Genomic DNA, 26,540 nt, shown 5'->3' with positions numbered 1-26,540 from the left:
TCCGAGTAATTGACGTAGACCCCGATCTCGATGCTAGCCCCATCGAACCATCCCGAGTACCAGTCTATCAGTCGAATGACTCGGTTTGAAAACATTTCTCACCCCTCGGTTGAACTTAAACTCCCGCTCAATAGAACCAGCCAAACCCGTGTGATCCCTACGGAAACGACGTTGTTCTTCTGGGGTGCTATCGCCCTCGGAACACACGACAAACTCGCCCCAGCTGACACACAACGAGGGTCCAGCCAGATGCGTGCTGGGAAACGTATCTATGACCAGATTTCATGGTCGCTCTCTATCGATGGTGAGAAAGTTCCTCTTCTTCAAAAGTCTAAGTATCGGAATTCGGGCTATCACGGCTTAGCATGGTGGATTGCTCATGACCCGATTACGTTACCTGCCGTCGTTGATGTACACTTCCAGACGACCGGCGAGCAACCCACAATTGGCGGAGAGCCACTTGTACTCTGGAGTGAAACCGGAACACGAATCCCATGGAATAAATCAGTCAAGAGTACGATTCACTTGCGATCTGCAGACAATCCTGATCGTGATTTCGATACGCACCATGAACAACTCTGGGGAAATCATCTGGTATACGAACCGTATCAAGGAATGTTTCGCTAGTATTCCAGATATCGCAGAAAGCCGTGTGAGAAGATTAAATCCGGGGGCTCCGTGAATCAGACGATTTTGAAGAGGAACTGGCTACTATCTCCGAAGCAAAACGAGCCCCCTTCTCGTTCAAGACTATAGGCCAGTTCCAAGCATACAAACATCTCCTCGAAGAGGATTATCAACACCTCACAAAGCCAGTTAGTTAGAACGGCTGCTTACTGAAGGTGTGTTCAAAGACGGCGACGCCGCGCCGAGGGGGGCGTTGCCTCTGGTGGTGGCCATGCAATAAGTTCGTCAATATGGTTCGGCGGACTCCATGGACGATCCTCCCGGTGCGTCGGGCCCTCCACACGAACCGACTACCTGACAACCTGATCCACCGGTAGTTACTGGTCTAGTACCTCTCCTCATGAGTGGAAACGCTGTCACTGTCGCGCTTCCATCCTGCCAGTGATGTCCCTGAGGGACGTGAGGGCCACAACGGGTGGTGACTACCCAAACGTCTGTGGGTCTCCAAGAACTAACGGCTCCGTCATACTGCTAAAGGCGGAGCTTGCCATCATATCGACATCGTCATCGTCATCATATCGGTCAGTACGATAGACCTCCCCGACGAGTGCAAGCGGTTGCTGGACGACAACCGGGATAACCTGATTCTGGGGCAGGTCCCACTCACGAGCAAACAGACTTGCGTAGCCAACGGCTTGCCCGAACGCTCGCTGGAAATCCGAAATTGCCGTGTCGTTCATACTCTCCTTGATCTCGATGACGAACCAGTGATCGTTTACTGGAACCACTACGTCCGCTCTAAGCGATGTCTGTTTGTCCGGGTAGAGATGAGATCCAATTGGAACCTCTTTGAACACACGCTCGTTCTCAAACACTCCTGAAACAGCTTCCCAGAGCTGTTCTTCAGTGGAACTGCCGAGCGAGTCGCGGGAAACCCCCTCAATCCAACCCGTTATTGGGGGTGTTCCATCAGGAGACCCCACGCCGACCACGTCGGCGTTCAACTCCCGCCACGTCCCGCTTGTCCGGTGTTTAACCGTCATTCCCAGATCGAGGTATGCTGAGAGAAGCGGGGCGTCTGAGGGAGAAACCTCACAGACTGCAAGGATTTGCTCAATCTCCTCAAGTGCCGGTTTCGCGTGGACTGTTCGTTCGGTCCCACAACCCTTCTCGATCAGGTGTGTCTCGTCTTTCTCAATCTCCTTAGTCGTCTCCCAGTTTGTCTCATTGTCGTTGTCTTGCTGTCGAACCAGTTCACGGTCGCGCCGCCGGAAGTATGTATAGAGGATGAGTTGGCCGAGGCCTCGAAAGGTCGGGGAGGTCTTGCACTCTACGAGCCGCTCACGGCCGACATCGGATTGCGTGTATAGTGCGTCGATCGAACCAGCGAATGCGCCAGCTGCCGCATCCATAAGGTGATCAGTATCTCTCAGGAGGGCATTCGCCACTTTGACCTCTCGCTCGTATGCCTCCGATTGTTGTTTTATGTAGTCCTCGCAACACTCTTTCTCAGATAGCATTCATATGTTGAGGACGAGCGGACTCCATTTTAATGCACGCAACGGATTTGCTAGATCGCTCAGATATCCCATACTGTTGACTCCAAAGAGTGCCTTGACAGCGTTCTTAACTTCTCTCGACTAGATTCACCACATTCGGCTCTTTTCGAATCCACGTCTCTTGATAGATTTGTAGAGAGTCAGTAAGTATGGTCCCTGTACTGACCACTGTCCGCGGAGCGGCATTGCCACAGTTTTCGGAATCACGTCGGGAACCTAATCGATGGCCTACAAAAAAGCGGCAGCCGCGGCCCCGATAGCAACTGGCGTCCTTCTCGCTGGGACGGCTCCACGAGAAGTCACACAGAACGGACTCGAAATCTGGACGACGCCGGCGCTCACCGGTGGTCTCTCCGCGGTCGCTGTCGGCCACGGCGTTCTGACCGGTATCAGTGGGTTCGACTCCGGCGATGACCTCGATGGACACTACGACTGGACAACAGTCGCACTCGCGGGTCTCGCGCTGACGAGTATCGCCGTCGGTGCCGGAATCGCGCTGGCGTAGACGACGCTAACCGACCCGCGTCCGCGCTACGTCCGATACCTACTCGACGTATGCTGTCGTTCGGAATCTACAGAACAAGCCAACGCTCCTTACCGGTCAAAGTACGATCGGTCTCCAGAGTACTACAGAATTTCGCCCAGACTTTGTGGAATCATCCGACATACAGCTGATTCACCAAAATATTGATTTACACGTGATATTCTGAGTCTCAACCTGCGAAGTGATATACGACTGTTTATGGGGCTTTCTGCACTGTGTTTAGTTGCCGTGGGAGTTAACACACGGCATCCGTGAGAGAGAGAGAATGTGTTCCCGAAAATGCCGGACCATCGTGTGGCGTGGTGGCTACCACGATGGTCGTACTGGCATTAACTCGAAACGCAATCCTGCTTGGTAGGGCAATTCGCTGTATCGACTCAAATCACCGTTTATCCGAGTAGATTTGGTCTGGTACAGCGACAAGATGCAATCGAGACTCCAGAGTGGCAGATACTTTTTAAGAACTGTGTCACTGATCACGCTGCCTTTGTTCGAGAAACCCCGGTTTCTCGAAAACATGGATTAGTACTAAATATAGGCCTATCTAAAGGCCTATACAGAGATGCCAAAGACAAGAGTCAGTCAGGGGGCGAATGGACAGTACAAGGTCACTGTTCCGAAGGGGATCGCGGAAGCGATGGCCTTGGATGGACGACGATTAGAATGGAAAGTCAAGTCGGGGAACACATTGGAGGTGACCGTTGTCGATGAGTGATGTTTCCGTGCTTGAATGGAATACCGAGTGCTGGAAATGTGAACGGGAGACACCCGTTGTTTGGCCAGAGGAAGGACATCTGAATAGTGACGTAGGTGAGCAGCTAGCAGAAACAGACGAGTACCTAGTCCAAAGGGTGTACAGTAGGACCCAGGGGAGAGAGGTTTGGGGGAATGTCTGCGAACATTGCGACTCATACCAAGGAAATCACTATATCGAGCAGGAGGCGCTTGAACAGAATCCACCGCTAGTAGAGTGCAACGTCTGTGGAGAGCTGCACGAATGGTATCCCGACAGTGGAATGGGCGGCGCATTCGGACAAGGTTGGATTGACTGCCCTGAGTATGGGGCAGTTCCGGTCGGTGACCCCCGAGGTGAAGACGATGGCTGAGGTAATCGGATACACTCGACTCTCACAGGACTCAGATACATCTATTGAGCGTCAAAAGCGCCACATTCGGGAATACACTGATCAACACGAGATGTCCCTCGAACGGATCTACGACGACGGCGAGAGAACATCAGGTTGGGATGAGAGCAGGGAGGAGTATCAACAGGCCCGTAGTCGTGTCCAATCTGGAGAAATTGATGCAATCGTTATCAACGATAAACGCCGTCTCGCACGCGACTTCGACGAAACGATGAGGCTCATCCTGGATCTCCGTGAATACGATGTTGAAGCCCATACTTTCCAAAAGGGGCAGCTCGACCTCTCCGATCCAGTTCAAGCTGCCGTCGAAGTTCTCCAAGCAGCTAGCGAGCACGAAGCTAAGAAAAAAGAAATTGAGCGCGCACGCGAGGCTGTCCAAGAGCGGATGGACAAAGGGTACGACCACGGTCGCCCACCAATCGGATTTCGATTCGATAACGAGGGAGAACAATGGGTACCTGATCGTGACGGGGAATTTGACACCGTACTCGAAGCAATTCGTATGGTTGAGACTGGATCGACCTACCGTGAGGTGGAGGACGAACTGGAGATTGTCCCATCAACGATGTCCGGTATCATGGACAGAAAGGAACAGTATCTCAGCCTCAATAAGAACGGTTAGCTGGATATAAGCACCTTCGGGAGGGTGTCATGGAACGTTTCACACGGCCTTGAGTTCACCTAGCTCTACGGTGAACACGTCGATAAGTAGGTCTGCCCACCTATCGGTGTCAAACGTGGGAATTCACGCGCATTTAGATGATATCAAAGTACTGGAGACTAGCGATTAGCAGGATGGAACCAACTAGTACGAGTTTCATTACCCAAGACGGGACGTCTTTTCGAATTCTGAAAGCCCAGTCCATACGGACGAATAGTGGGCCCGATTATTATAAGCGAGGCTTCAATAACACGTATAGTTGAACTGAACACCGTATAGAAACCCTACACTTAGCAGTTGAAAGGCAGAACCTATTAGCTATTTAAGGTTTCAACAGAGCCCAAGTAACCTATCCGATCACCGCACCGAGCGGAGTTCTTCCGCGAATGGCACGGTGAATCCTCGCTACATAACGTGTGACCGCAACAACGACTCCGGCGTCCCCTCACGAACCATCTCCTTTACATCCTCTCGGTCCCATCCTACCATCTTCGGATCAGTCTTTGACTGCATCAACTGCTCTGCACCAATATTTCGCTCCGACGTGAACCCGCTCATACTGACGAAATAACACACTTTGCACGAAGCAGTTGCCATTGTGACCTTATCGTGAAACACGCTAATATCATCTGTCCCGGTAGGCTTCTCACGCCACTTGTTCTCCAATAGCGTCGCGTCTCCCACTAGTCGGTGCAGCCAATCCGGAGCGTCTAAACACGCCACAAAAACATCAATCTCCCCTGTCGCTATTTCCCGACCAATCACCACGTTAACATCGGGAAGCTGGTTGAACAACAGACCAACGAAGTAGTCGAAATACCGGCCCCTAGTTGCACTATCGTCGATATTCTCTAGCTCTTCGAACTTCGTCTGGAAATACTCTGCACTCAAGGTCGTCGCTGAATCTACGAAGGTCTCGAACTCCAGTTTGAGGTCAGAAAAAAATCGACGTCCTCCACGAACTCGTAAACCACCGACCAATTCGTTTTCTCGCTCGGATTGAACTCCTCACCACAGAAGCAATGTATTGGTCCACTCGGCACATCACTACGAGAGGCATATGTCCCGTGCTCTTGGTGACAGTTCGGGCACCGAACCTTCAGCTTCGCCGCAACCACCCCTTCATCGCACAACTCACTGAGGAACACAAGAACTTGTGACTCATCGACCCCCGAACGCTTCGCTAAGCCCGACCGAGTGAATCGATTTTGCTCGGTCTGAAGCTCACTCAGGGATGTTTTCAAATCCCTGAAGTTTTTGTTGGGGATATCCTCCACTTTCTCTGAGAACATCATTGATGAGTTCCTCAATCTCGTTGAGTCGCCCTTCCCGTTCGTAGCTCCTGAACCAAATTTTGCTTTGGGGTCGATTCAGGTACAGCGCGAAGTCGCCGTCATTGAGCTTGACGTACCCCTTCGATATCTCACCATCTTCTTCGTTAAGCTCTTGCTGTACTTGGTCGTCCTCAAGCAAGTTCATGTAATCTCCGCTTTCGTCTTTCTTCGAGGTATACCGGACTGAACTTGCTGTCCGACCATCGCCTTCGTTCACAACAACGTTCAGGTTCACGTACTTCTCAATCTGGTCGCTGAACTCGTCAACGAACGCCTGATCGAAGGACGGTTTGTAGAACACGTCCTCATTATTGTAATCCATCCCAACCGAGGACGCGATCTTCCGACAAATCCGTCGGGCCAACGGAACCTCAGCCGTTCGGACGTGTACTAAGTCAGTGTCTTTGTTGATGACGGCCACGCACTCATCTGGTTTCAAGTCGCGCTGTGGCTTACCGGTAGATGGATCGACTGTCTTCATCGACACGTACCGGCCAAGGATGACATACAGTCTGTTGTCGAATTCTTCGGTATCGACAAGGAACGGTTCGCCTTTCTGGTCTTGAACTTCTTCGGCTCGCGGGAATTCGCTGACGATACTCGCTGGGATGTCGTCGAATTCGTCGGAGATCCCTGTCAAGACGAAGAAGTTCAGGCTTTGTTTCCCTCCGAACCGGAATTGCTTCCGGAAGTCGTCGAATTCAACCTCATTGAGGACTTTGGCCACGTGCTCCTCAAGATCTCGATCTCCGTTGGGGTGTTCTTTGTCGTGGTTTCGGAGGAAGTCTCTGAGCGCCGTGTCGGCTATTTCTCGGTCTCGAATCCACTGCGTGCGTTCCTGGACGGTTTCCAGAGACCTTGGGATGGTTTCGCTACTCTCGCCAGCACCCATTTTCCTACTTATTGGGTGACATGCTATATAAAACCACTCCACAAACGTACCGGGGTCTGCGTTCTATCACCGAATCACGCAGAAATCAGAACTCACCGAGAGTCTTATGCTCTGCTTCGTCCACCCAATCTTCGGGTACGGTCAGTCCTAGGTCTGTACTTATCGCTTCCCGAGGTCACCAGAACAAGGTATACAAACTGTTGGCTCTGTTGAAGTCCTTGACCCGTGACAGATTTGGGGATGATAGGTAAGTGAAACAGAGTGAACCAAACGTTTTTTCTCCAGCGTAAATGATTCCCATAGTATGGATAGAACCGATATCGCGGGAATCAGTTTCGCCTTCGTTGGCACAATCGGACTCATTCGATTCGCGCTTGATCCATCACTCGAGCCTGTCGCACTGTTCTCCGCATTCCTGAGTGTCGTATTTCTCGCTCTTGGTGGAGTTTCTTTCTTCCGTGAGTCCACCTCCACGCCGTCCTCAGAACAATCAATCCGTGTCCCTGCCATTGCAGTTGGCTTGTTCATCCTCGGCGTCGGTGCCTACTTCGCCGTATAGTCGCAATCTTGCTGTTCCGAAGTCCCAGCATAACAGAGCCTCTGACGGCGCTTGTGACACGCAGTCCACCATCCCTGCGGGTGTACTAACTGTTCGGTAGGCACACCCACTCACCGGCTGTTTCACCGCATATAGTGTCCGACCAATAGGATTTCAACAGAGCCAAACTGTTCTATAGCATCCTCACCAGCAGACCAATAGGAATCTGCTTATCTCTTGAACGGGATTTTATATACTCAGCCCTACCTGTATCTGGTAATGAGTGACTCGTCGGACGACTATACGCTTGAGGACGCCCAAGACGAAGTCGGAATTCTTCGACGTGTAACCGACGACGTCGTCGAAGCAATCCAGAACGCGGAGAGCGAAGACGTACTGGAGTTTTTGATTGAGGACGAAAAACTCGACGTGGTCCACGACGGAGAGCGTGGTCTGGGTCAGGTTCGACGTGCCGTACTTGAGTCGCGGTTGGCGTCAGATCGACTCAAGCGTGTCGTAAGTCTCCGCGGCGACGAAACACCTGAAGAGATACTCGTTCCAAACGACGTGGAGCGGAACGCGAAGGTCGCGCTGGAAGCGGGCAAGCCAGTCGTCCTGTATGGGCCGACCGGGACAGGGAAGACGACGTTTGCTAAGCAACTCGCTCGTGAAACCGGAATCGGATACACCCTCAACACCGCGACACCCTCGTGGACGCCGTCGGACATCATCGGCGGCATCAGTCCGGACTACACCGGCGACTCACTAAGCTACCGGACGAAACTCGGCTGCGTGTCCGAAGCCGTTCAGCGTGCTCGCCGGTTCGACGTCGAATACGGCGTCATCCTCGATGAGATTACGCGAGCGGACATATCGAAGATCTTTGGCCCGCTGTACACTGCAATCGAGAACCCACACCAAACCATCTTTGAGACTGACGAAGGTGAGACTATTGAGCTGGACGAGCGGGTGAACATCATCTGTACGATGAACATGTCCGACCGGACGGTGAACGAACTCGATAACGCCATCACCCGCCGGTTCGCCATGATCGAGTTAGACGAGTACGAGGAGGACAAGCGCCGTCAGCTGTTCAAAGACTGGATCACCACGCACGTCACGGACCACACAGATCTTGGAGAAAGCGAGATTCTCCGGCTGTTCGAGCGGGACTACCAGGGTATCAATCACGGCCATGAATCGACGTCGCAGGGGTCGATCATGCGGTTCGGTCCGATGCACTACCGCGACGTCGCCGTCTTCCTCGGCGTTGGCTGTCGGGAAGGCGGAGAGTACGAGTACGACCAGACAGACGCGGTCGGACAGGCATTCCGGACGTACATCGTTCCGCGACTCCTGAACGCCGCCGCGTTCCCACAGATCGAGCGGATCGCGGAACACTACCGCGCGATGAACGGCGAGTTCGAGGAGTTCGATCTCGCCCCTGCTGCTGAGCTCGCCGAACGGGAACTCGAACAGGAACGACGCCAGATGGGCTCCTACGAGTAATGAGTACGGTTGACGAAGTTTACGAGTACGGGCAGGACACCTTCAACGTCCCTGAGCGCGGGGAAATCCGGATAGAGGGCTGTCCGTCGTCCATCGGGGACCAGCTTCGTCGCGCGTCCTTCACGCAGGAGAGCCCCGGCTTCTTCACGAAGAGCCAGGCGGCACTCGACGGTGAGCAGGAGTACGAAGTTGTCACGGTCACCGTAGATGGCGACGAAAACGAGGTACTCCACGTTGAGGCGACGGACATCATCGGCGTCGTGAGTCTCACGCCGTCGTCGAAGGTGCAGGTCGATCCGAAGATCGACTGGGAACACATCTTCGACATGCTCCTGGCCGTCTACGACCAGAACCGGTCTATCGAGTATCACGGGATCCCGCTGCAGGACTTTCTCTCCGACGATATCCATCTTGACGACGTGTTCGTGGTGCTGGCGATCAACTACCTGGATGGCTTGGAGACGATCCACCGGCAGGGGTACATCCGCGACTTGGTCATCCGCCGGCTCGACAGTCTTGACGGACGGGGGGAGATCGACGTCGAACAAACGCTGTTGAACCACGGGCGCGGGACGTTGGAGCCACACTGGATCCGCAACGAGACCGAGTATGACAACGCTGCGAACTCGCTACTCCACTTCGCTGGAAAGACGCTCCTTCGACTCTTCCGGCAGAATACCCACGAAAACGACCACCCTGCATACGATCGAATCTTCTCGGAAGTACACCGCGAGGTGGAGCGCCTGGAGAGTATGGGTGTCAGCAGCGGGTTGGACAGGATGGACGAGTATCGACGCCTCTCACTCAGCGACCTTCCAAAGCAGCGACGGTACTACCAGAAGGCGTTCGATGTTGCCAAGGCAGTGATGTCGTCGTCGCTCGGCCAGCAACTCCGTGATGGACCACGAGAGCTGGTCGTGGACTACGTCCTGAATATGGAGTCGCTGTTCGAGCAGTACTCTCAGGTCGTCATTGAGCGCGAACTCTCGTACATCAAGTCCTACGACCACCTCGGCGACCTCAACGACGTGACGCCCGTCCGGTCACCGTCCGTGAATCCGTTCGAGGGTGAAGGCCAGATCTACCACGAACCAGATCATGCGGTACAGGAGGGCGACGAAACGCTGGCGGTGCTGGACTCGAAATACTACGCAGAAGGCCACGATCCGGTGAAGGAATCGCCGTCCCGGTCGCGGTTGTTCAGCTACGCCTACCTTCTCCACTCTGATAGGCTCGCGTTCCTGTGTCCGCTGCTCGAACCGAAGCGTCGCCGCGTCGCCCAGACTGGAGCCGAACTGCAGATCGTCTCACCCGTGCAGGAGTTCACTCTGGACAGATACGGCGATGTCGTCCACGACTACCTACACGACGTCCTCGTCACGATATCACCCGAACTCGAAGCCTTCCGCGCTGTCGCGGAGAACCGGCTGTGCCTCGACGGCGTCGAAGAAACGGACCTGAGCGATGCGAAGTCGATGAGCGGCCCGTTCACCTTCAAGGACACACGGGACTTCTCGCTCCGCGTCCTCAAGGCTGCTGCCGACGAACACTCGTGGGAAGTCCGCAATCGGTATGACTTAGAACAGGACGGCGACTGGACGCGAGAGCAGATCGAAACGCGGTGTGAACAGCGCTACGAGCATACGACGACGTGCGTACCGGTGTTCTGTCGTGACCAGGGGCAAGAGTGGATCGACCTATACTTCCTAGGCGGCGGGGGAGACGTTGAGAAGGAAGGCCCATTGAAACTTTTATAGAGATAGTATGTACCAAGCACCGTACCAGTGGACGACCAACGAAGGAACGACACACGTCTTCTACGACAATAATCTGCCTCCGAGCGAAGGATTCGGCTGGGATAGTCTCTGTGATATAGAGAGAATTCCCATTGAAGGAGAGCACTTCGAACTCCAAGAGGATGTTACAGAGGAGTCGATAACGTGCGAACGTTGCCGTGACCAGCTCGGCAAATCGTATGTGGGTCTTGGAGACGACGATATCGCGGGTATTCGAAGTTGCTTGGTTAGAATTCGTCGGGATGGTGATGGGGTACTAATCGGGGCTCGTCGTCTCTGTCGGGGGAGACCTCTCCACTATGAAATCACGTTCGAGCCTACGTCCTTTACTGGTGATCTTCAGACAGAGATGGACGAGGTTTGCGAAGACTGCTGGCAGAACTACGTTGATCGTCAGTGGAGCGGCGACGTCGAAGGAGGAGAGCTTCAAGTCGAATGCTGGGTAGATGGTGAGAAAGAAACGTACTATGCAGCCTCCGTTGAAGCAATTAATACGGGCCCGAAAGCGAAGCTTCGACTGACCAGTGAGAATGGTCTCAAACAGGAACTTGCCAGAGAGAAGATCGACTCAATCACACTAACGCCAGCACAAATCGTGGACTACTGATTCCGTCAGCCGGGCAGTTTCTTCAGAGAGGCTATTGATTCCGTGGTTCAGGTTTCTGGTCAGAACGGTGCGACGAGCCACTTGCCATCTTCTTTCCGTTCAAGTTGGGGGCCGAAAACCTGCTGGAGAGAGTGAAGTTCACCCTCGTACCGAAGGTCGTACGTTTTCCCACTACGATGGAACGAACCTTCGACGACAAACTGTACTGTCGGACTCTGGTACTCTAAATCGTTTGCACGTTGATCCATCTCGCGGGCCAACTCATCCGCCAGATCCTCATCCGCCAAGGCATCTGCGAGACCAACAACACTCACACTATCTGGAACATCGTCTTCTTGGAGTCGCTGTACAAACTCTTCCACAGGAATCTGATGCTCGAAGGTCTCATACGCACCTTCGATAACGAGATTGTAGCGTCCGGGTATCTGTCCGGGACCTGCCATTACGCATACAACGACTCCGAAGGGACAAAAATGGATACGGTACCGTAGTTCCCAGTAGTTGCTAACGGGATTTCTATATTCAGATAGGTGTCTAAAGCTCAAACGACTGCGTTGGTAAGTAAATCTGCGTGCTGTGGTATTCGATACCTAAGGTGAGAACAGCGGGTGGGGGCCTGGAAGATGCCACGAAAGCACTATCTCGGTGTAGTCTTGCTAATTTTGAGCAGACATGACTAGTCGTAGGTCATCGGGTTCAACAGTACCCCCATCAGTTGGCGACGATGTCACGTCGCGTTCTAAGCTCACACATCTAAACCTGGTTGAGGGGAGCGCAACTCTACCCCGACTAAACGTAGAGCGGCCCGATGGTATACCGGGGGCTGAGCTTTATACGTGGCAGCAGGGTATAACAACATGTAATGGTAACAGCGAGCACATCTGACCGCATCGACCAGCAAACCCGGGATGACATCTACTCATTCTATACGGAACACCTCCAGGAGATCCGTGAGAAGTACGATGTCGCGTACGAGACTGAAGACATCGTCGTGATTACTGGTGCGAACGCTGAAATCAACGCTATCGCTGATTACTACGATGTTACGTACTCCGCAGTATGTAGTTTAATGCGCGAAGAATACCCCGAGCATCTCGGACGCAGTCTAAACACCTCGACAGAATACGGCACGCCACTCGTCATCCTCAAAACCGCGTAACAGGCGATGTCCTCTCAAGTAACCCTGTTGAAACCAGCGGCCAGACACTTTTCTTCCCAACAGGTAGTTGAATAAATGCACGATAGAAGCTAGAGAGGTCTAAGGTGTTCTCAATCTACGATACGAACTGGACAGAAAGTGAAGCCGACGCGATCTTCTAAGAATATTCAGTCAGAAATCAGGTCGTCCACATCAGCTGGTCGGATTCATCAGGTTTCGGTATCTCTGGATCTGAGTCAGCAAAACTCGACAAGAACGTCTGTTTCTTGCTTCTTGGAGGAAACACCGCGGAATCATTAATCATGATCTCTGTTGCTGGTGCAACTGTCGGATCAATCTCCTGCAACAGTCGGTAGGCATGTGGCGTAGTGAGTACCATCATACATTCACCACAGATCAACTCCGGATCTGACTCATCGAGATGAATTTGATATCTGGCGGATCCGTCACACCAACGGCACTCTGGTCTTCCGCGTTTTAATCGTTCTATCAGTTCCTCTGACCTCATCCTCCGTTTGGCGATCATGTTCAGCTGACTATGTTCTTTTCTATGCAAATCGATTGTCGAACCTTGCCGCCGGAGGGTGTCGTGTAGGTGTTGTAACCACGGGTTTACTTGAGAGAGATCGTCTTTCTGAGATTGGAACTCGATCTTCTCAGTCACATTATGTAGTATCTCCTGCCGTTCTTCCCGTGTGATCGAGATTGTACTGTATGCCGGGACCTCTTCTACGATCAGAACTCTACGCTCCGTTGCTGCCATCAGCATCACCTCTCGTTATACAGTAGGAACTCACTGGTCGAACTCTTCGTAACCGGTAGATGGGGTCGGTACCCAACGACCGAATCCGGAATTGCACCGTTGAGTCGAAATGTGCTTTCGGTATCATACTCCGGAATAGTGGAGTAACCAGGTGGGTAAAAACCTCTGCCCTTGGAACACCGTGATATCGCCCCAATAGAGCCTATACGTCCAATATCCGGATTGAGAGTCAGGGCAGCAGACTCACAGCACGACCATATCGCCGACTCGCCTTAGACAGGCCGTGGGAAGATGGGGTACGGCAAGCAACGGATGCACTCTCAGCGAGAGTTTCGAAATGGTTTATCGAAAAGCGCCACCGGGAGTTGTCTTCGCGTTCAGCTTCGGGGTTCCTATTCGCCGTAGCTCGTGATGTCCCGATCCCCGAGCACGCGCGTGTACGTGTCGTCGCCGGTCACGTCGGCGAGCCGACCGGCGAGTTCGCGCAGGTCGTCATCGACGTCCCACTTTTCGACGTAGTTCTGGATCGCCTGTCCCTTCTCGTAGCGATACCGCAGGAACTGGAGCTTATCGAGGTTCGAGAGGTGGTCGCCACCGTCGCCGTTAACTCGCTCCTGGATGTACGCCTGGCGCTTCTCGTTGTCCCAAGTGCCGAGTTCGAAGCCGTCGTCCTGGTTGTACAGGCGCGTCTCCTTGAGATCTTCGGGTGTGGCGTTCGTCCCGCGGCAGAGCTTGTTGACGTCGTCGAACGAGGGATTCGGCGTGTCCAGCAGGTCGATGAACACGTCCTCGACGCCGATGTCGCTTGCTTCTTGGATGATGCCGTAGATCTCCTGGACGACCTCCTTTGCGGACATGATCTCTCCGTCGCGCTGGACCTTACCGTGGTGCTTGGAGTACTCGCGGAAACACGCACCCATCTCCATCACGCCGATGTCGCCGCGAGAGAGGTCACGGTTTTCTTCGAGTTGCTTGCGGGTCCGTCGGGCCGTACGGTAGATGTCGCGGCGGAGGGAGTTCCACGACGCCGGGTCTGTCTCATCGATAGGCCGAGCAACGACGGCAATATCGAAGGACACGGCCTCCCCCGTGATGAATTTATTAGAGTCCGCACTGATTGGATACGTCGCTGTGACCTCGAATCCGTTAGCACATAACGATGCAAGCAATTCGCCCCACGACTCTGAGTCAGAGTGGTGATAGGTGAACGCCAGAACCCCATCGTCCTTTAGAGCTCGTCGGATTACAGCGAAGGCTTGCCCAATCTCGGTTTCGAAGTCCTCGACTGTTTTGTCCAGATACGGGTTAGTTACGATTGATTCGGCGCGCGGTGTCTGGTCGTGGTCAAATCCAGGGTATTCATCTTCAAGCAGAATCTTCTGCCAGACGTAAAAGTAGTCGGAGACCTCCGAGTAAATGATGTTGTCGTAGTATGGCGGGTCAGTAATCACTGCATCAAATTCATCCTCGAAGTCGAGGTTCCGCATATCCCCTTGGTGAAGAGAGAAGTCCTCACCAATTGACTGTGCGAACTTTCCCGTTTCCTGGGTTTCCCCGTCTTCAATAAACCGCTCCGTCGGAGAAGATCCATACTCAACACCGCTCATCACTTTATCAACAGAGTTTGAGAACGTACCTCGACCTGCTGAAGCGCCCCAGACATTGTTCTCAATAGCCTCTGAGGTCGGGACGAACGAGTTCATCCGGAAGACGCCCTCAACCTTGTTTGCAGGTTGGTTGTAGATACAGAACATATTCTGGAACATGAGGGAGTCCGTTAGAGCCAAGAGGAGGTAGTCTCGTAACGGCGGATCCACATCTTCGATAGACCGCATAATCTTCGCAATTGAGAGCAACTGACGCTCGTTTTGCATATCAGTCCAGTACTCGTATCCGTGGTCAAAGACATCATTCCCAGCCAGCTCAGAGGACGCAGTAATTGCTCCTTCTGGGATTTTTTCGTCGGGGACGTACTTATGAAGGTCATCACTACTCTCCCATTCCTCTATTGCCTCATTGAGGAGTTCGATGTCCGCCTTTTCGACGCGTTTGTACCCTTTATATTCACTTCGTTCCCCACCGGCGGATTCGCAGTGGTCGCAGTAATACTCGACCGCGTAAAGACGAAGATTTGGTGGGCCCTGTTCCTGGATGGCGTCCGTAATTGCGTACTTCTGACCGCAGTCAGGGCAGTTGTACTTCCCTCCCCGCGACACATTCCCGTTCTTCGGGATGAAACTATGACCACAGGCATCGCAGAGGCTTTCAGACTGCCAGTCGTCCACTAAAGTAACCGCCCCACAATCCGGACAGAGGACGTTGTACTTATCGTCGTTCTCATAACGACCCTTGGCCACTCTGTAGTCCTTGAACAGCGGTACAGTGTGGCTACAGGAGACACAGTCTAATTCCTTCACCCAGAAGTTGTACATCACATCTGCGTCGTGGTCGCCGTTAGGACAGGGCGTTTTGTAGTACTGGGTGACCTCCTCGGCGACATCCTTCTTCACTTTCTCGAAGGCGTCTTCCAGTTCATCTACGTCTGTCTGGCCAGCTTCGAGCTCCTTCTTCGTGACGAACCAAGCCACAGGGTTCAAATCATTCCCGACCACTTCTGCTCCGAAACGTGATGCTTCAACCAGTGAAGTTCCACCACCCATGAAGGGATCGAGCACTTTCTTACCTTCAACCCGGACATCCTTTGGATACAACTGCCAAAGACTCTCAGGGTCCGCCATATCGACCCGTTCAAGAATGGAAGCAATATCTAACTCGGCAGAGCCATCATCATTCCAGCTCGCCAGCGTCTCCCCATTGTCGCCCGGCTCGAACACATCCACTGTATCTGGGTCATCAAGGAGCGAGTAGAGTGAAATCGCTCGGAAGACACACCCGAGACGACGGGCCCACCATTTGTGCATGGTGTAGATAGGGCGGTAGTACATTTTCGCTCGCCCTTCTCGCTCGGCCAACTCATTCACGCGCTCAATAGGGAAGCCTCGCTCAATCGGAAGTTCCGTCCGCTCAGACGTCTCGGGTGATGACCCAGATTGTTCAGACATGATTCAGTATGGTAAAGGGATACAGAACTATCCCCTTAAGTGTGCAGTCTCCACGACTCCACTTAACGAATTAAGAGCCCGTTCCCTAAAGGACCCGCTGATGGTGGAAGTGTTATAACTGGGTGTTGAGAAAAGAGACGTATGACTAAGTCGGTGTTTCCGTACCCTGGGGGAAAAGCCTATCTCGCTCCCTGGATCATCGAACATTTCCCATCTCACAAGTGCTACGTCGAAGTGTTCGGTGGGAGTGCTGCCGTCCTCGTCACAAAGGAAGAGAGTCACACAGAGGTCTACAACGACAGAGACGGGGATCTTGTTCAGTTCTTCAAAGTGCTACGAGACCACGAAGAAGATCTGGTAGATTGGCTCGACAAAACCCCGTACGCAAGGGATCTCCACAAGGAATGGAAAGAGGACTTCTATTCCGGCGAGCGACCGGATGACCCCATCGAGCGGGCAGGGAGATTCTTTTACCTTCGGTACTCTCAATACGCCTCAAAATACCGAACAAAATCGGGATTCGCATCCGCAAGCCAACGGAATAAGGCTCGAAAGCTCCGTAATGCGACAGAGAAACTCCATAGTTTTGCTGAGAGGTTCCAAAACGTCCAGATTGAGAACCTTGATTACGCAGACCTGATGGATCGCTTCGACAGTGAGGAAACCTTCTTCTACGCTGATCCGCCGTACGTTGATGAAGGCGACGCTCTGTACCGCCACGGGGAGTTCGACCACGACCGATTCGTCGATACGCTCGAAGAAATGGATGGGAAGTGGGCAGTCTCCTACCAGCGACTCCCTGAGCGGTTGAAGAAATACCACGTTGTGGAGCAAGGCCGCTCCCAGTTTATGAACAAACAGCACGACAACGAGACTCGTAGCACAGAAGTCACTGAGCGTCTTGTGATGAACTACGATCCAAGCGAGGTGGGATCTTTCCAGACTGGTAGTCAAACGACGCTTTCAGGCCACTCTGACGAATGAGCTTGACCGTCTAATAGCGATCAGGAGTCAAATCCGTTCATCTGCCGATGTTCCGCAAGGAATTTGCGGTGTGGTCTCTTGTCGTCTTCTTCAGGAAGGTGTATCCTATCACCCTCTAACGGGCTGAAATCGTCATACCCGTTTAGCCCCGATTCATCCTTGACAAGGATCTCGTAGTCGTCAGAGAGCGAGATCCACCCACAATCAAAGGCCCAGTGATGGAGTCTACAGAGGGCAATACCGTTTTGAACGTGATCACGGCCATTCATACTCTTCGGGAAGATGTGCGCTGCCTCTACCTCAGGGTTCCCAGCAGGTGACAACCGTTTGCTCCCACAGACAGCACATCTTTCGTCATAGGCATCTCTCACTACCTTAGTGAATGCAGAGTCTCGTGCACGGCGTTGAGTCTCATTGAATTCCTCTTGTTCCTCAGTGAGTGTCGGTTCAGATGGAATCTGTTCTTCGACCGAATCACGTTCCGCTTCGATTTCATGCGGTGTAGGCTCTCCCAACCAATCAGATCCCATTCTCGACAAGATATCATATAGTCCCGGTTTATCCGGTAATCCAATCTGATTCAAAATATCAGATGTAATATTATGCGAGAGTTCTTCGGCACGATTACATCGTTCAGAAACTGTGTGTGTTTGATCAGTTTGTGTAAAGAAGCAGTCAACAAAAAGCTCGAAGCGATGAATCCGGATCGATTCATCATCTGATGAGTTGCTACGCCAATCACCTGGGAGATACTCTGAAAGAAGGTCCCGGGTGTGTTCTAATCGATACCGCATCTGAACGGCGCGTCGAAGGGAGCCTTTCCTGGCTGCGATCACGGTTTCACCCCCCGAACCACCGTTACGATGCTGAAAGCCGACTCCTTTTGTTTCCGCTTCGTCGAGGGTTCCCTCTTTGATTTGTAGATGCCGTACCCAACCGTAACTGTCATACAAATCATCGTCCCAGAAGGCGAACACCTCCCTTTCTGGGTTGTACCCGCCAACTAGAACCAAGTAGTCCCCTGAACGGTCTGGAGCCGCGGGGGAAACATTTCCCCCCTCGTGGTTTGGCAATCTTAGGTCGATTCGATATTCATCTTCTGATCGATGTTCTGATCCAGTAGAAGTCAAAGTGAACATGTAGAATCGGCATCTGGAGGGTTCTCCCTCCTCCAAGTACACTTCGAAAGGCGGGTCCGAATCAACACCACTATTTTGAACTACGTCATTGCCAATCGACTCTACAACAAGCGAATGGAGCTCCGACTTATCAAGTGAAGGCATATTATAAAGATATCATTATGAAGAGGCCGTATAAGTGTGGGTCCTCCATCACAGCGATTGGCCAGATGAGTTCTGAGATTCCCGATAACAGTAATCCCAATGAAACGTTCGTGAGCGCGTCAGGAGATAGGAAACAGGGGCTATCATTGGGACATCAGAGATAGTCGGTTCCCTCACGCTTTATTTCAACTGACACACTTATACCTCTATGGCTGACGATAACGACGAGATTTTAGGCGATCACCGCTGGCGGCGGACGACCCTCGTCCCACCCCTTGTTGATTCTGTTGGGGGATCTATGGAGATGGTGCGGTGGGCTCGTGAGCGAATGCCTGACTTCCTCGGGATCGCGTTAATGTACGATGCTGTCGGTGGAAAGCGGACAGTTGATATCGCTATCGCTTGCGCAGAGGAGGCACAAGAGATTCATGAGGGAGGGGATTTCGTTCTTTCCAGCGACTACGATGAACTCTCATCCTCAGAATTCGGTAGCCTGAAAGAGGCATTGGATGACGATGTCCTTGAGGATCTGTTTCACGGCTTAGAGCCACTTATCGCCTACTATCCGTCGTATCCTAAGGCGTCACTCTTTGATGAAACACCACCGGAAGAAGATCATCACCTCGGCTATCTGGCTGAGATCGTGGATGAACTTTCGGACCGACGGTCTCACCTTTCCACGTACGTTCAGGGTATTTTTGTCGGAACTCTGATGGCGACAGGTGGAATGATGATTCCTCCGGATAGCCCTCTTGCGGATATCAACGAAGTGTTTCGATACCCGGATACGGAGAAGTCAAGGGAGCTAGCGTCGGTAGTGAGAGCATCGACCAAAGCGACTAATGCCTCGGATGAGGCCGACGAAAACCAGAGTGACTGGGCTCGTCGATTCTGGCAGAGGGGATTTGAGATAACAGAGTGTATCTTTCCGCAGGAGGACCAAGACGCGGAGGAACAGGGAGAGAACCCCGATCAAGAGTTCTTTCAGGAACTTGCGGCAATCGGATATGAATACGAGACAGAGCTTCGAACCACTCTACTTGATCTTTGGTGGGATGCGAAGCATGATGCGGAGTTCACCGGAAAACACGAGGTACTGGACGGTTTACTTCTGAGACAGGTTAACTTGGCTACATCCCTTGCAGGGACTCCGGCAATGTGGTCACACGACATCGGCAGTATCATCCTTCGGTGTATGGCTGAGACGCATATCACGCTGGAGTGGCTCAATCAAAAGGGTGGCCGTAGTGATTACCAGGATTTCATTGAATACGGTCTCGGCCAAGAGAAGCTACTGCTGGAGCATTCCAAGAACGTGGCCTCCGAATTCCCAGATGAAGAGGTGGGGGATCTTGAACAAGGATTGGATGACTTAGAGCAGAAAATCGAAGCACAGAGAGCGATGTACCTGCTGCCGGTAGATGTGGGTCATTGGGCGGATAAGAATACCCGAGAACTCGCTCAGGAAGCTGGCTGTAAGGATGTCTACGATATGCGTTTCCAGCAGTACAGCGCCGCAGTGCATGGCCAGTGGAATGCGATGGACAAAGCGAATTTAGTCACGTGTCATAATCCGCTACACCAGTATCACAAGATTCCAGAGTTTAGGCCTGTGTATAAGAACCCCTACGCGGTCGTCGAAGCGGGGAACTTGATGAATCGAAGTTTCAGTAGTTGGATTGAGGCGCGAGAGATTAACGCTGAAGACCCTCAGATACCAGACTTGGCTGGGTCAGTAAAGCAGTTTATGAGAGAGTGGAATGACAGCTGACGTCGATTTCACGCCGCTTAGCAGGTACGTAGTTACTTCTGGAAGCTGATCTCGATTTTTAGGCTCGACGCCTCTTCCGGCATCCGCTCGAAGAGGTCTTGCACCTTCGTGTAGTCCTGTTCGGATCGCAACGTCAAGCTGACCTGTGTGCGCTCGACGTCGGCGGTCCCCTGAAGAGCACCGGGAACACCCTCCCTGTCGGGCAGCATGAACGTGACGTCGCCGTAATCGACACTTCCCGTCTGGTGGTTGTTCCGCCACTTGCTCCGCATCGCGGCGACGTCATCGCCGTTGTACTCGAAGCGCCACGTGGGTATCTCCGTGTCGGCCTTCCGGAACGGGTACCCGGGGACCCAGTCGGAAGCTTTCTCCGAACCGGTCGTGTTGACGACGTACTCGGGTTCTTCGTCCTTTCCGATGTTCTCCAGCAGGTACGTCCGCACCATGTACTCGGTAACGCTGCTGTCGAACCGGTCGCCGACCTTGTTCACCGTGAACTGATCCCCGGGTTCCAGGTCCTCGATGTACTCCAGGATCTGGTCGCCGATCCGCTCGGGAACGGTCGGGACGATCTTTACCGTCGTCGGGTCACGGTCGCCCAGCGAACCGAGATACCGACCGCCGGCTTCCAGGACGTAGTCGTCTACGAGGAATTCGTTGACTGCCTCGCGGGCGACGGACTCGGTCTCGTCCGGCGGGAGGAATACTGACTCCTCGGCACGGATTTCGCCGATGATCGTGTCGAGGTTCGCGTAACCGTCGTCGTCGATGTGCGTCTCGATGCGATCTACGAGGGACGATGCACCGACGACCTCCGCACCGCCGACGTCGCGGACCGTCGCGTCGGATTGGGGCTTATCGAGGATCTCGTTCCCTTTGACGATGACGTACTGCTCCTCACGAGCGAGCCGACCGATGGCCCGCATCACGACGTCGTGGCTGTCGCCGTCGATCCAGATCTCGCCGTCTTCGACGAGTTCCAGTTCGAAGTCACCGATATCGAGGGCGGTCGTTCCGCTCCCGAACCGCTGACGCAGTTCCTGCTCGACATCATCGACACCCCACACGTCCACGTCGTCTTGCTGGACGAGGACGGTGTCCAGCGAACTCCCGGAGAGATCATCGCGGAACCCTCCAGTGTCACGGGCGAGCACCGGTTTGTCCGAGAGCGCTTTGACAGTCGCATTTAGGACGTCGTTCGCACTGCCAGGGATCGGAAGGTCCGGGTCGCGGAGGAACTGCTCGTAGATGTCCTCAACCGAGATCTCCCCGCGTCGTTCTAAGAGATCTTCAGCGATATCCCAGACGTGCGACTGGAGGTCGAATGGGTCTGCGGATGCTGAGTCCGCGATGTTCGAGGCATTCAGCTCTGCCTCGTCGTGAACGTACACGTCAAGTTCCATCGGCGTCATCTGCCCCCAGTCATTGAGAAGGTCGTTCCCGTCAAGCACCTCTCCGTACAGGAGTTGGAGTTCTTCGCGGAGTTCGTTCTCCTCCTGCTCCCTCATGCCCTGAATCGACGCCCGGATTTCGTTATCGAGGGATTCGTCGGCGAGTACCTGCCGTGCGCCCTCGATGTACCGCGCCTTGTCGATATACCGTGTCCCCGACTCGATGGCCTTGTCGCCCGAGGGTTGGACGAACACGAGCGTGTTACGCCACTCGCGGCCACGCCCGTCGTTCGTGATGACCTTCTCGACCTCCTCGTTCGTCCACTGGTCGTCCTTCACGACGACCTTGACCTCACGGTCGTCCGGGATGTCCCGCATATCGTTCGTCCGGAATCCGACCGGATGCGCGTTCGACCCGAAGATATCGGTGATGAAGTCCGCGACTTCAGCCTTCGCCGACGTCTCAGAGACGTCTACGGCCGCGTTCCGGATGAGCGCGTTCGGGTTCTGCCGGTCGCGGATCGCGTACTTTCCGTTCAGCTTGTGGAGATGCCACGCGACACCGTGGAGACGTTCGAGGTTGAGGACAACGTCTGAGACGAGATCGCCTGTCTGGTAGGCACCCATGACGATCTCCGAGACCTCCGCGCCCTCGCCCTCGCTCGGCTTCAGCGAGTACAGGAGGATCGTGTTCAGAATACGTCGGCCGTGGGGAACATCGTCTTCATCGATGCGGCTTTTGATGTCGCCCGTCGCCGCGTTCAACCGCTCGTAGTTGATCTTCGCCAGCTCGTCCTCAAACTCGATAGCGTCGATATCACCGTGCGTGATCAGATCCGTCTGATCCTGCATCTCCAAGAGAACCTTCGAGAAGAGGTAGATCATCCCCCGCGTGTTCTGGTTATCCTCGTCAGCGTAGTACCGCGTCTCAAGCGCGTCCAGAAGCACGGGATGGAATGGATAGAGATCGTGCATCTCCGACAGCAGATCATCGGGAATGGAGACGTGATCGGACTGGTCGTACGCGTCGTAGTACCCATTGACGATTTCGCGGGCGGCGTTCTCGTTCACTGAATCAATCAGGCGGTGACGCAGGACCTCGCGTTTGTCCACCTGATTATTCATGTTGACCTCGACCGCCTGTTCCCGGTTCAGGATGTCGTGGACCTCGGAGCCCTCACGGAGGACAGAGACGATAGTGTATAGTTCGAGATCGGAGAGCGCCGTCGATTCGAGGAGCGACTGGAGGAAGGCTTTGTTCGCACTTTTCCGGTCGCCCTGGAGTGTATCGAACCAGTCCTCCAGTTCGTCCACGAAGAACGCGACCGTGTCGTCGCCGACGGCGTCCTGAATCGTCTGCATATCGGGATACCCGCCCGAACTGAACGTTCCAGGATCGTAATCGAGCGCCTCGAAGAACGGTTCCCAGAGATACTCATACTGCTCGTTCTGCATAGCGACTGTGACCGGCGTCGCCGACTCGGGAAGTGCCGTGTCGAAGCCTTCGACCGAGTCGCTTGCCCACGTACCTGCTGCGTCGGGGTCGTCGAAGCAGTGGTACAGCGCCACCATCTGGTGGGACTTCCCACTGCCGTACGGACCGTAGAGAATGTGCGTCCCGCGCGGGTCACCGCCCGTGAGCGAATCACGGAGAATCGAAAGCGCCTCACGGAGCCCCTGGGTCATCAGGGTTCGCTCAAAGAAGAGTTCCGCGTCTGACTCGAACTCGTCATCGTCATCCACGTTGTAGAGCTTCACCTGGCCATCGATCTGCCCCTCTTCCCGAAGCTCACGGCTGAGAGTTACCGTGTCTTCGAGGGTGTTCGACAAGGATCCTGTCTGTGCCATCTTGATACTTAAACACACCTCTTGGACACCCAATAAACACTATGGTCCTGCGAACATCTCCTTCTCAGGACCAACCAGACGTGCTCGCCTGCTTCGGTCGGTCACAAAACGTATTTCACGCGAACCTGTCTCTACGAGACTATGGGAAGTTACGACCTCGTTGATGTTGAGGTCACACACGAGTCTGCGGACGATCTTCTCGATTCATTGTCTGAGGATGGTGCAGAGGAGGATCATTTACAGAGCATCCAAGCTCTTCGTCTCCAAGCGGGCCAGCCGGACTCCGAACTTCGGTCGCTGAAAGAGTTGGACGAAAACTCCGTCAAGCTACTGGAACATCAGGTGGACGCAGCCTATCGGGCCCTCTTCGAAATGGACGGGAAGGCCCTTCTCGCTGACGAGGTCGGGCTGGGGAAGACCATCGAAGTTGGGATGATTCTCAAGGAGATGCACTTTCGAGAGACGGACGAGTCGGTCCTCATTCTCACGCCTGCGCAGCTGGCGAAACAGTGGCAGGCTGAACTCCGTGAGAAGTTCGGCCTTGAATTCGTCTGCAACTACGACGATGAATTCGAGGACTTCGACACACATGACTACATCATTGCGAGCATCGACACCGCGAAGAGTGAGAGACACCGTCAGACGGTTCTCGACCGTGACTGGGACGTTCTGGTTCTTGACGAGGCGCACTACGTCAAGAACGAAGAGACGGATCGATACGACCTGATCAACCGACTTTCGTATAATTACGCGTTCTTCCTCACGGCGACGCCGATCCAGAACGAACTAACGGACCTGTATAACGTCGTCTCGCTTCTCCGTCCCGGACTGTTCGGCACACGCGACGTCTTCCACCAGTACTTCGTGAACAGTAATCAGGAGACGCTGGTGAACCGAGACGAACTTCAGGACCGCCTGAACAGAGTCATGATCCGGAACCGACGGGAGGACACGGACATCGACTTCACCGACCGGACTATCGACACACGGACGTTCGATCCAACTCCGAAGGAACGTGAACTCTATCAGGCGGTCTCTGACTATGTGAAAGGTGCCTACAGCCAAGACCAGGGCCAGAAGCTCGTACTGATGCTCTTACAGAAGGAGGTCGTCAGCAGCCCGGTCGCGCTCAAGCAGACTATCGAGAAGCGACTCTACGACCAGTCGGAGCTCACGCACGCGGACGAACTGGAGTCCATCTTAGATTTGATTGATGAGATCGATACGGTGACCAAACAGGAACGACTCCTGGACATTGTCGAAGAAGCCCGTGACAACGTCGAGATGGGGAGAGTCATCGTCTTCACGCAGTTCCGAGCAACTCAACAGCAGATTCTCGATAGGCTCACTACGGAGGGGTACACGGTACACGCGTTTCACGGTGGACACTCCAGTAGCGAGAAGGAACAAATCATTGAGGACTTCGAGGATGAGGGTGGGATCCTCGTTTCAACCGACTCAATGAGTGAAGGCCGTAACTTACAGTTTTGTAACATATTAGTCAATTTAGACTTGCCGTGGAACCCGATGCGCGTCGAACAACGTATTGGACGCGTACATCGAATCGGGCAGAAACGAGACGTATTCATCTTTAACATGGCACTGAAAGATACGGTCGAAGAGTACGTTTTAGAACGGCTCTACCACAAAATCGACCTGTTCCAACAGAGCGTGGGCGAGCTAAGTGCGATCTTGAGTCGGTTAGAAGAGTCTGGTACGAGCTTTGAGGACCAGATTTTCGAGCGACTGGTTAATGCTGGTTCAGAGGTCGATCTGGAGAACGATTTCGATGCGATGGCCGTTGATCTGCAGGAACAACGTGAACTTGCGGACAAACTGGAGGAGTTCAACAACGGAGTCTTCGAAGGATTCGACCTGGGAGAAAGCGATGACTGAGGCAGCACTCGCGGTCACGCAGTCTCTCGTTGAGATATTCACCGAAGGCTACTTGGAGTCACTCGGTGGCACCATTGAGAAACGAGGGGACACCTGGGAAGTTACGATCCCAGACAATGAGGATACGGAATTGCCGGCGGGAAGCCTATCGTTGCTTTGTGGCGCAGACAGAGACGAAGATGCTACCGGAGAGTCTCTTCATCCAGAGAGTGAGTTTTTTCAGCGGATCCTCAGAGAGGCAACTGAGCGCCATCCCACCGGGAAACTATCGATAGAAGCCGATTGGGACGATGTGGAAATCCCCCAGTGGATCAAAGAAGGTGACGTCGAAGTCAAGGAGGCCCAGTTCACTCCGTATTACGACCGCACAGCGATTGTGGTTCTCTTCGAGGTGAGTATCGAAACCGTCAGTGAGTACCAACAAGAGCTCCTTCGCGCCATTGCTATCGACCATCGCTCGGAGCAGAGACTTCCAGCGTTGGAAGAGACGTTTCTTCATATGACGTCGATAACCACGAACGGCTCTCCCACTACCACGCAATCGTCATTGTCGGAGACAGACGCACGATCACTGCTTAACACAGCCCAGGATCAGCTGATGAAGAGCATCCAGAACGAGATTGAGGAGGTCCATAATGAGGCATCCAGAGCAGCGGACGCAGAGGTCGAAGAGTACCGCCAACTGCAACAACAACGGATCCAAGAGCTGGAGGAGGAACGTTCTAAGCTGTCTTCGAAGATCGATGAGTTGAGTGAATCGATCAATGGCGGTGATCAGGACGATCGCGTGGAGGCACTGAAGAAACGGAAAGAGGCAAAAGCTGAGTATGAAGATGTCGATTCGGAATTGCGTGCTCTGCACGAACGACGAGACCAGGGGTTTCCCCAGAAGCAGGATGAGATCCGAAAGCGGCATGCGTTGGATATTCGAGTGGCTCCCCTCACGGTAACACAGGTAGAGTACGAACGGGGAGAGATCGATATCGAACTGGCTGAGCAGGGAGTTTCCCGAACGGTGACGCTCGGATATGGGAGCGGGATCGGGACTATGGACACCGTCCAGTGTTCTTCATGTGATAGTGTGTTGAGCGTAGAGAATCCACTGAATACCATCAAAGACTCTCTTCGATGTAGAGCCTGCAGTTCCTCTAACGACTAGAGTCGGTACAGC

The 26,540-nt window shown here is 53.6% G+C and carries 20 protein-coding genes and 1 pseudogene; 13 read left to right on the top strand and 8 right to left on the bottom strand.

Annotated elements, in window-relative coordinates; all coding sequences use genetic code 11:
* Positions 1 to 249 precede the first annotated feature (249 nt).
* Both CP556_RS25160 and CP556_RS26505 read left to right on the top strand, forming a co-directional pair.
* Positions 250 to 627, top strand: coding sequence for a hypothetical protein (locus CP556_RS25160; protein WP_141551616.1), 378 nt, complete (start codon positions 250 to 252; stop codon positions 625 to 627).
* A 230-nt stretch (positions 628 to 857) separates the two neighbouring features.
* Positions 858 to 1,004 (top strand): annotated as a pseudogene (locus tag CP556_RS26505) (ISH3 family transposase); the annotation flags it as partial.
* Between the two features lie 105 nt (positions 1,005 to 1,109).
* On the opposite strand, the gene CP556_RS01505 reads toward CP556_RS26505, so the two are convergent.
* The gene (locus CP556_RS01505) at positions 1,110 to 2,147 is read right to left on the bottom strand and encodes a hypothetical protein (RefSeq protein WP_098724009.1); all 1,038 of its coding nucleotides are present in this window, start codon (positions 2,145 to 2,147) and stop codon (positions 1,110 to 1,112) included.
* A gap of 262 nt (positions 2,148 to 2,409) precedes the next feature.
* On the opposite strand from CP556_RS01505, the gene CP556_RS01500 reads away from it, so the two are divergent.
* Positions 2,410 to 2,691 (top strand): hypothetical protein, encoded by a 282-nt coding sequence (locus CP556_RS01500; protein WP_098724008.1) that lies wholly within the window; start codon positions 2,410 to 2,412, stop codon positions 2,689 to 2,691.
* Between the two features lie 1,137 nt (positions 2,692 to 3,828).
* Positions 3,829 to 4,497, top strand: coding sequence for a recombinase family protein (locus CP556_RS01490; protein ID WP_176548091.1), 669 nt, complete (start codon positions 3,829 to 3,831; stop codon positions 4,495 to 4,497).
* A 444-nt stretch (positions 4,498 to 4,941) separates the two neighbouring features.
* Here the strand turns inward: CP556_RS01490 and CP556_RS01485 are convergent, their stop codons facing one another.
* Together CP556_RS01485 and CP556_RS01480 are read right to left on the bottom strand one after the other, a co-directional pair.
* Complete coding sequence (locus tag CP556_RS01485; protein WP_098724005.1) at positions 4,942 to 5,517, bottom strand: hypothetical protein; 576 nt, start codon at positions 5,515 to 5,517, stop codon at positions 4,942 to 4,944.
* Between the two features lie 243 nt (positions 5,518 to 5,760).
* Entirely contained in the window at positions 5,761 to 6,762 is a 1,002-nt protein-coding gene (locus CP556_RS01480) for a hypothetical protein (RefSeq protein ID WP_098724004.1), read from the bottom strand.
* A gap of 304 nt (positions 6,763 to 7,066) precedes the next feature.
* Here CP556_RS01480 and CP556_RS01475 point away from each other — a divergent pair, with 304 nt between their 5' ends.
* From CP556_RS01475 to CP556_RS01460, 4 genes are all read left to right on the top strand, one after another.
* Positions 7,067 to 7,321, top strand: coding sequence for a hypothetical protein (locus CP556_RS01475; RefSeq protein ID WP_098724003.1), 255 nt, complete (start codon positions 7,067 to 7,069; stop codon positions 7,319 to 7,321).
* Positions 7,322 to 7,579: 258 nt separating this feature from the next.
* Positions 7,580 to 8,809 (top strand): AAA family ATPase, encoded by a 1,230-nt coding sequence (locus CP556_RS01470; protein WP_098724002.1) that lies wholly within the window; start codon positions 7,580 to 7,582, stop codon positions 8,807 to 8,809.
* Positions 8,809 to 10,566, top strand: coding sequence for a 5-methylcytosine restriction system specificity protein McrC (locus CP556_RS01465; RefSeq protein WP_098724001.1), 1,758 nt, complete (start codon positions 8,809 to 8,811; stop codon positions 10,564 to 10,566). The genes CP556_RS01470 and CP556_RS01465 overlap by 1 nt, the downstream gene beginning before the upstream one ends.
* 7 nt (positions 10,567 to 10,573) lie before the next feature.
* On the top strand, positions 10,574 to 11,212 hold the full coding sequence (locus CP556_RS01460) for a hypothetical protein (protein WP_098724000.1): 639 nt from the start codon (positions 10,574 to 10,576) through the stop codon (positions 11,210 to 11,212).
* A 59-nt stretch (positions 11,213 to 11,271) separates the two neighbouring features.
* Here CP556_RS01460 and CP556_RS01455 read toward each other — a convergent pair whose 3' ends face one another.
* Positions 11,272 to 11,655: a DUF8076 family protein gene (locus CP556_RS01455; protein ID WP_098723999.1), complete on the bottom strand. Its 384-nt coding sequence runs from the start codon at positions 11,653 to 11,655 to the stop codon at positions 11,272 to 11,274.
* A 419-nt stretch (positions 11,656 to 12,074) separates the two neighbouring features.
* On the opposite strand from CP556_RS01455, the gene CP556_RS01450 reads away from it, so the two are divergent.
* Positions 12,075 to 12,371, top strand: coding sequence for a hypothetical protein (locus tag CP556_RS01450; protein WP_098723998.1), 297 nt, complete (start codon positions 12,075 to 12,077; stop codon positions 12,369 to 12,371).
* A gap of 178 nt (positions 12,372 to 12,549) precedes the next feature.
* Here the strand turns inward: CP556_RS01450 and CP556_RS01445 are convergent, their stop codons facing one another.
* Together CP556_RS01445 and CP556_RS01440 are read right to left on the bottom strand one after the other, a co-directional pair.
* Positions 12,550 to 13,134: a hypothetical protein gene (locus CP556_RS01445; protein WP_141551615.1), complete on the bottom strand. Its 585-nt coding sequence runs from the start codon at positions 13,132 to 13,134 to the stop codon at positions 12,550 to 12,552.
* A gap of 392 nt (positions 13,135 to 13,526) precedes the next feature.
* A complete protein-coding gene (locus CP556_RS01440) occupies positions 13,527 to 16,196 on the bottom strand; it encodes a DUF1156 domain-containing protein (protein WP_098723996.1) in 2,670 nt (889 codons plus the stop codon).
* Between the two features lie 141 nt (positions 16,197 to 16,337).
* Between CP556_RS01440 and CP556_RS01435 the strand changes: the two genes are divergently transcribed.
* Positions 16,338 to 17,180, top strand: a complete 843-nt coding sequence (locus CP556_RS01435) for a DNA adenine methylase (RefSeq protein ID WP_098723995.1) — start codon at positions 16,338 to 16,340, stop codon at positions 17,178 to 17,180.
* A gap of 20 nt (positions 17,181 to 17,200) precedes the next feature.
* Here the strand turns inward: CP556_RS01435 and CP556_RS01430 are convergent, their stop codons facing one another.
* The gene (locus CP556_RS01430) at positions 17,201 to 18,463 is read right to left on the bottom strand and encodes an HNH endonuclease (protein WP_098723994.1); all 1,263 of its coding nucleotides are present in this window, start codon (positions 18,461 to 18,463) and stop codon (positions 17,201 to 17,203) included.
* A 208-nt stretch (positions 18,464 to 18,671) separates the two neighbouring features.
* On the opposite strand from CP556_RS01430, the gene CP556_RS01425 reads away from it, so the two are divergent.
* A complete protein-coding gene (locus tag CP556_RS01425) occupies positions 18,672 to 20,234 on the top strand; it encodes a DUF5677 domain-containing protein (protein WP_141551614.1) in 1,563 nt (520 codons plus the stop codon).
* A gap of 32 nt (positions 20,235 to 20,266) precedes the next feature.
* Here the strand turns inward: CP556_RS01425 and CP556_RS01420 are convergent, their stop codons facing one another.
* Positions 20,267 to 23,473, bottom strand: coding sequence for a DUF499 family protein (locus CP556_RS01420; protein WP_098723992.1), 3,207 nt, complete (start codon positions 23,471 to 23,473; stop codon positions 20,267 to 20,269).
* Between the two features lie 141 nt (positions 23,474 to 23,614).
* On the opposite strand from CP556_RS01420, the gene CP556_RS01415 reads away from it, so the two are divergent.
* Together CP556_RS01415 and CP556_RS01410 are read left to right on the top strand one after the other, a co-directional pair.
* Positions 23,615 to 25,369, top strand: coding sequence for a DEAD/DEAH box helicase (locus tag CP556_RS01415; RefSeq protein ID WP_098723991.1), 1,755 nt, complete (start codon positions 23,615 to 23,617; stop codon positions 25,367 to 25,369).
* On the top strand, positions 25,362 to 26,528 hold the full coding sequence (locus CP556_RS01410; RefSeq protein WP_098723990.1) for a hypothetical protein: 1,167 nt from the start codon (positions 25,362 to 25,364) through the stop codon (positions 26,526 to 26,528). The genes CP556_RS01415 and CP556_RS01410 overlap by 8 nt, the downstream gene beginning before the upstream one ends.
* Positions 26,529 to 26,540 lie beyond the last annotated feature (12 nt).

The sequence above is a fragment of the Natrinema sp. CBA1119 genome (genome assembly GCF_002572525.1).
GTDB lineage: Archaea > Halobacteriota > Halobacteria > Halobacteriales > Natrialbaceae > Natrinema.
This window is presented reverse-complemented; position numbering and strand designations above follow the sequence as displayed.

Excerpts from the sequence above, each read along its gene's own strand:
- CP556_RS25160 (WP_141551616.1), top strand. The coding sequence starts at position 250 with ATGCGTGCTGGGAAACGTATCTATGACCAGATTTCATGGTCGCTCTCT.
- CP556_RS01505 (WP_098724009.1), bottom strand. The coding sequence starts at position 2,147 with ATGCTATCTGAGAAAGAGTGTTGCGAGGACTACATAAAACAACAATCG.
- CP556_RS01500 (WP_098724008.1), top strand. The coding sequence starts at position 2,410 with ATGGCCTACAAAAAAGCGGCAGCCGCGGCCCCGATAGCAACTGGCGTC.
- CP556_RS01490 (WP_176548091.1), top strand. The coding sequence starts at position 3,829 with ATGGCTGAGGTAATCGGATACACTCGACTCTCACAGGACTCAGATACA.
- CP556_RS01480 (WP_098724004.1), bottom strand. The coding sequence starts at position 6,762 with ATGGGTGCTGGCGAGAGTAGCGAAACCATCCCAAGGTCTCTGGAAACC.
- CP556_RS01475 (WP_098724003.1), top strand. The coding sequence starts at position 7,067 with ATGGATAGAACCGATATCGCGGGAATCAGTTTCGCCTTCGTTGGCACA.
- CP556_RS01470 (WP_098724002.1), top strand. The coding sequence starts at position 7,580 with ATGAGTGACTCGTCGGACGACTATACGCTTGAGGACGCCCAAGACGAA.
- CP556_RS01465 (WP_098724001.1), top strand. The coding sequence starts at position 8,809 with ATGAGTACGGTTGACGAAGTTTACGAGTACGGGCAGGACACCTTCAAC.
- CP556_RS01460 (WP_098724000.1), top strand. The coding sequence starts at position 10,574 with ATGTACCAAGCACCGTACCAGTGGACGACCAACGAAGGAACGACACAC.
- CP556_RS01455 (WP_098723999.1), bottom strand. The coding sequence starts at position 11,655 with ATGGCAGGTCCCGGACAGATACCCGGACGCTACAATCTCGTTATCGAA.
- CP556_RS01450 (WP_098723998.1), top strand. The coding sequence starts at position 12,075 with ATGGTAACAGCGAGCACATCTGACCGCATCGACCAGCAAACCCGGGAT.
- CP556_RS01445 (WP_141551615.1), bottom strand. The coding sequence starts at position 13,134 with ATGGCAGCAACGGAGCGTAGAGTTCTGATCGTAGAAGAGGTCCCGGCA.
- CP556_RS01440 (WP_098723996.1), bottom strand. The coding sequence starts at position 16,196 with ATGTCTGAACAATCTGGGTCATCACCCGAGACGTCTGAGCGGACGGAA.
- CP556_RS01435 (WP_098723995.1), top strand. The coding sequence starts at position 16,338 with ATGACTAAGTCGGTGTTTCCGTACCCTGGGGGAAAAGCCTATCTCGCT.
- CP556_RS01430 (WP_098723994.1), bottom strand. The coding sequence starts at position 18,463 with ATGCCTTCACTTGATAAGTCGGAGCTCCATTCGCTTGTTGTAGAGTCG.
- CP556_RS01425 (WP_141551614.1), top strand. The coding sequence starts at position 18,672 with ATGGCTGACGATAACGACGAGATTTTAGGCGATCACCGCTGGCGGCGG.
- CP556_RS01420 (WP_098723992.1), bottom strand. The coding sequence starts at position 23,473 with ATGGCACAGACAGGATCCTTGTCGAACACCCTCGAAGACACGGTAACT.
- CP556_RS01415 (WP_098723991.1), top strand. The coding sequence starts at position 23,615 with ATGGGAAGTTACGACCTCGTTGATGTTGAGGTCACACACGAGTCTGCG.
- CP556_RS01410 (WP_098723990.1), top strand. The coding sequence starts at position 25,362 with ATGACTGAGGCAGCACTCGCGGTCACGCAGTCTCTCGTTGAGATATTC.